The sequence below is a fragment of the Mesorhizobium sp. M1423 genome (genome assembly GCF_040317575.1).
Classification (GTDB): Bacteria; Pseudomonadota; Alphaproteobacteria; order Rhizobiales; family Rhizobiaceae; genus Mesorhizobium.
In genome coordinates this window covers 1-3,572 of the sequence record NZ_JAMYKU010000071.1, presented here as the reverse complement: position 1 = coordinate 3,572, position 3,572 = coordinate 1, and the positions used below count along the sequence as shown (strand labels likewise).

At 60.1% G+C, this 3,572-nt stretch carries 6 protein-coding genes; 3 read left to right on the top strand and 3 right to left on the bottom strand.

Annotation, left to right across the window (positions count from 1 at the left end):
* The 3 genes from NKG95_RS34085 to gspG all read left to right on the top strand — a co-directional run.
* A partial coding sequence (locus NKG95_RS34085) for a type II secretion system protein GspD (RefSeq protein ID WP_353043863.1) occupies positions 1 to 1,121 on the top strand: 1,121 nt, incomplete at its 5' end.
* Positions 1,121 to 1,615 carry a prepilin peptidase gene (locus NKG95_RS34080; protein ID WP_353043862.1) on the top strand — a complete coding sequence of 165 codons (495 nt, stop codon included), beginning with the start codon at positions 1,121 to 1,123 and terminating at the stop codon, positions 1,613 to 1,615. The genes NKG95_RS34085 and NKG95_RS34080, both read left to right, overlap by 1 nt.
* Complete coding sequence (gene gspG, locus NKG95_RS34075) at positions 1,615 to 2,073, top strand: type II secretion system major pseudopilin GspG (RefSeq protein WP_353043861.1); 459 nt, start codon at positions 1,615 to 1,617, stop codon at positions 2,071 to 2,073. The genes NKG95_RS34080 and gspG overlap by 1 nt, the downstream gene beginning before the upstream one ends.
* A 23-nt stretch (positions 2,074 to 2,096) precedes the next feature.
* Here gspG and NKG95_RS34070 read toward each other — a convergent pair whose 3' ends face one another.
* The 3 genes from NKG95_RS34070 to NKG95_RS34060 all read right to left on the bottom strand — a co-directional run.
* Positions 2,097 to 2,822 (bottom strand): hypothetical protein, encoded by a 726-nt coding sequence (locus tag NKG95_RS34070; protein ID WP_353043860.1) that lies wholly within the window; start codon positions 2,820 to 2,822, stop codon positions 2,097 to 2,099.
* Complete coding sequence (locus tag NKG95_RS34065; RefSeq protein WP_353043859.1) at positions 2,819 to 3,196, bottom strand: prepilin-type N-terminal cleavage/methylation domain-containing protein; 378 nt, start codon at positions 3,194 to 3,196, stop codon at positions 2,819 to 2,821. The genes NKG95_RS34070 and NKG95_RS34065 overlap by 4 nt, the downstream gene beginning before the upstream one ends.
* Positions 3,193 to 3,572 (bottom strand): GspH/FimT family pseudopilin (locus tag NKG95_RS34060; RefSeq protein ID WP_353043858.1); only part of this gene is annotated, 380 nt, incomplete at its 5' end. The genes NKG95_RS34065 and NKG95_RS34060, both read right to left, overlap by 4 nt.

The window sequence follows — 3,572 nt, the reverse complement described above, 5'->3', positions numbered from 1 at the left end:
ACCGACCGGCCAAGGAACTGGCTGCGGTGCTGAGCTCCGTGCTCGGCACTTCGGTCAAGACCGAGGAAGAGACGGCCGGCGCGAATGTGTCGCCCGACATGACGCCGATCGCCTTGCAATCCGATGGCGTGACGCCTGTGCCATTGACCGGCCCGTCCCCTTCGCTGGCTTTGGCGCCAGACGGACAGTCGCCCACCCATGCCAAGGTCGTCGCCGATGTCGAGAACAATGCGCTGCTGATCCAGACCACGGCACGGGACTACGATCGCATCCAGCACATATTGGCGAAGCTCGACATCTTGCCGACGCAAGTCATGCTGGAGGCGGTGATCGCCGAAGTGACGCTGAACGACGACCTGAAGTTCGGCCTGCGCTGGTTCTTCGAAAACAATGGTATGAAGATCTCGCTGTCCGACGTGGCGAGCGGATTTACCGGCGCGACCTTTCCCGGTTTTGGCTGGACCTACGCGACTGATAACATCCAGGTCACGCTGAACGCACTCGCCAGCATCACCGACGTCAATGTGATATCGGCGCCGACCATCATGGCGCTCAACAACCAGAAGGCAATCCTGCAGGTTGGCGACCAGGTGCCGATCATCACGCAGCAGGCTGTGGGAACATCGACCGCCGACGCGCCGATCGTCAATTCGGTCGAGATGAAGGACACCGGTGTCATTCTCACGGTCACGCCGCGCATCAACAATGCCGGCCGTGTCATGCTCGATATCAGCCAAGAGGTCAGCAACGTCACCAAGACGACCAGCTCCGGCATCGATTCGCCAACCATCCAGCAGCGCAAGATCCAGACCCGTGTGCTGGTCAATGACGGCGAGAGCCTGGCGCTCGGCGGTCTCATCCAGGAGCGTAATAATGTCGATCGCGGCCAGGTGCCGATCCTCGGCGACATTCCAATCATAGGCAACGCCTTCAAGCACAAGAGCGACAGCGTCGGGCGAACCGAGCTGATCATCTTCATTCGACCGCGCGTTATCCGCGACATTAGCGAGGCCCGCCAAGTCACGGATGAATTCCGCGGGAAGATCAGCCTGCAGACGCCGATCCAGCAGCGCCGCGGCGGAACCCCTCTGCAACAGAATCTCAAACGACTGAAATACTGATGGGCGCCCACTTGTCACTCGTGCTGGCCGCAACGATCGCTCTGACGGCAATCCTTGTCGCCATTTCAGTCGCGGATTTTCGACGGCTGATTATTGCCGATGAACTCAATTTGGCGTTGGCCGCCACGGGCCTTGGCTTCCAAGCTGCAACACGACTAGATCAGGTCCCTAGCCAAATTCTGTTCGCCGTTGGAACCTTGTCCGCTGTCTGGCTCATTCGGCGCGGCCATTTTGCAATGACCGGCCGGGTCGGTCTCGGGCTCGGTGACGTCAAAATGCTCGGCGCCGCCGCATGCTGGATCAACCCGCTGCTGCTGCCGGTCTTGCTGTTCATAGCGAGCGCAAGCGCTCTGCTGTTCATCGGCGGTCAGGTGGTCGCGGTGGGTCCAGCGGCGGCGCGGGTGCGCGTCCCGTTCGGTCCGTTCATCGCAACGGGCCTTGGCTGCTGCTGGGCACTGGAACAATTTGCAGGTTGGAACATGGGACTACTCTGATGACTTCTCTCCGTTTCATTCGACCAAGCAGAAAACACCGCCGTGAATGCGAAAATCGTGAAAGCGGCTTTACGCTCGTCGAGCTTCTGGTCGTGCTTGCCATCATCGCGCTGATCGCCACGCTCGCCGCCCCGCAGGTTCTGCGCTATCTCGGCTCGGCCAGGACCAACGCGGCCAAGGCACAAATTCGCAACATCGAAAGCGCCCTCGAACTCTACTATGTTGATAACGCCAAATATCCAACTTCGGAGGAAGGCCTCTCTGCGCTGGTGACGGCGCCTGCCGGCGAAGAGCGCTGGAACGGGCCTTATCTCAAGGGGACCACGGGTCTGAACGATCCCTGGGGGAAGCCTTATTCCTACGAAGTGAAGGCGGATGCGAGCCGTGTCTTGATCCGCACCTTCGGCCGCGACGGCAAGCCAGACGGGAGTGGCGAAGATCAGGACATCACCAACTGACCGACATTCCGGATCGTAGATAGTCAGTTCGTGGGCTGCGCTTGGGTATCTGCCAACTCGAGGCGCGCAAAACCTGCGGATGAGTAGGTCGCGCCGTCACGATCGACCGAGATCGTGAACCGCACGGCGGCCGGCAGGCGCCGCTGCGCGCTCCAGGTGTCCGACCACAGAGATGCTCCTGGCGAGCCGTCGAGATATTCGAATTTTATGGCGGTGACACCGGTAAACAGTCGTACGGATTGGCTGTCGGATGAATTGTTGTTTTCGCTGCCGCGCCGCGGTTTTTGGACAATGGCTAAGGTGTCTTCGGACTCGCTTCCAAGCGAAACGGCGATCTCCCGCAGTGCTGAAGACCTGAAGCCGATCGCCTGAACGCCGTTGAATTCAATTCTGGCCGGTTGGCCGCTGAGATAGATCACACTCTCCGGCGACGATTTTGACAACGGCAGCGGTTCCGCACGACTGATTGCCCTTTCGAGAAACCGCGAGGCAGCATCGACCTCCATCTGCATCTCGGTAGCCTTCTCGACGCGCATCATCGTTCGGGCTTGCCCGAGAAAGACAATCATCAGCGAGGAAATGACGCCGACCAGAGCGAGCCCGACCAGCACATCGATAAGTGCAAATCCCTCGACCGATGCCGATGACTTGCGAGTTGCACCTAGGCGACGTGATTCGATGCGGAGTCTGAGGACGTCCAAAAGAAACCCTGGAAGCCGTCGCCCGCAAATATCGGAGGGGCGGCTCATTGAGAGTTCGTATCCCGCCCGGGAACAAACGTCAGAAACGGCTGGCCACGCCCGGTACCTGCGGCGTCGGTTCTCTCGATGACGATCGCCGTTAGTTTCGCCGTCGAGACGTCGATAGTGTGGGTTTTCAGGCTCCAGCCGGGTTGCGTCATGTCCGTGTCGGCCGACCCGCCACGGGCTTGATAATTAGCCAACATCGCACGTACTGCGCGAGCGGCTTCGACCTGCGCCTTCGCAACCGCGATGCTGCGGCTCGCCATCACGATCGACTGGCTTGCGATACCAAGCACAAGCGCCAGGATCGTCATCGCGACGATCATCTCCAGGATCGAAAACCCGTCTTCCCCGGAAGAAGGGTTGTCCTGCGAAATCATGGGAGTTTTCGCCGCGTTGCCAGCCCGGTCAGCCAGTTCACCTCGATGCGCACCGTCTGGCTTTTCCGTTGTAGGTCGATGTCCAGTCCGGAAGCGCTGCCATCGGGGAGGAATGTCAACGTCGCCTGCCGATCCGCAGCGACGGTTTCCAGCCCGGTCGTCACGGTCATCTCGACGTCTTGAGGCAGGACGAGTGTGTCTCGATCATCGAAGCGGATCGCGCCGGCGCGAGGATCGATGACGATCTGTTTCGGTCTGGCGGTGGCGATTGCAGACGTGCGTGACAGGCGCAGTCGCGTGGTGATCTCGCTCGACAAACGTTCCAGATTCTTGGTTCGATAATTTCTGGCAATGCCTGGAGCCGCAATGGCCGCGA

What these genes read in the sequence shown, in the direction of transcription:
- NKG95_RS34065 (WP_353043859.1), bottom strand. Translation starts at nt 3,196, where the DNA reads ATGATTTCGCAGGACAACCCTTCTTCCGGGGAAGACGGGTTTTCGATC.
- NKG95_RS34070 (WP_353043860.1), bottom strand. Translation starts at nt 2,822, where the DNA reads ATGAGCCGCCCCTCCGATATTTGCGGGCGACGGCTTCCAGGGTTTCTT.
- gspG (WP_353043861.1), top strand. Translation starts at nt 1,615, where the DNA reads ATGACTTCTCTCCGTTTCATTCGACCAAGCAGAAAACACCGCCGTGAA.
- NKG95_RS34080 (WP_353043862.1), top strand. Translation starts at nt 1,121, where the DNA reads ATGGGCGCCCACTTGTCACTCGTGCTGGCCGCAACGATCGCTCTGACG.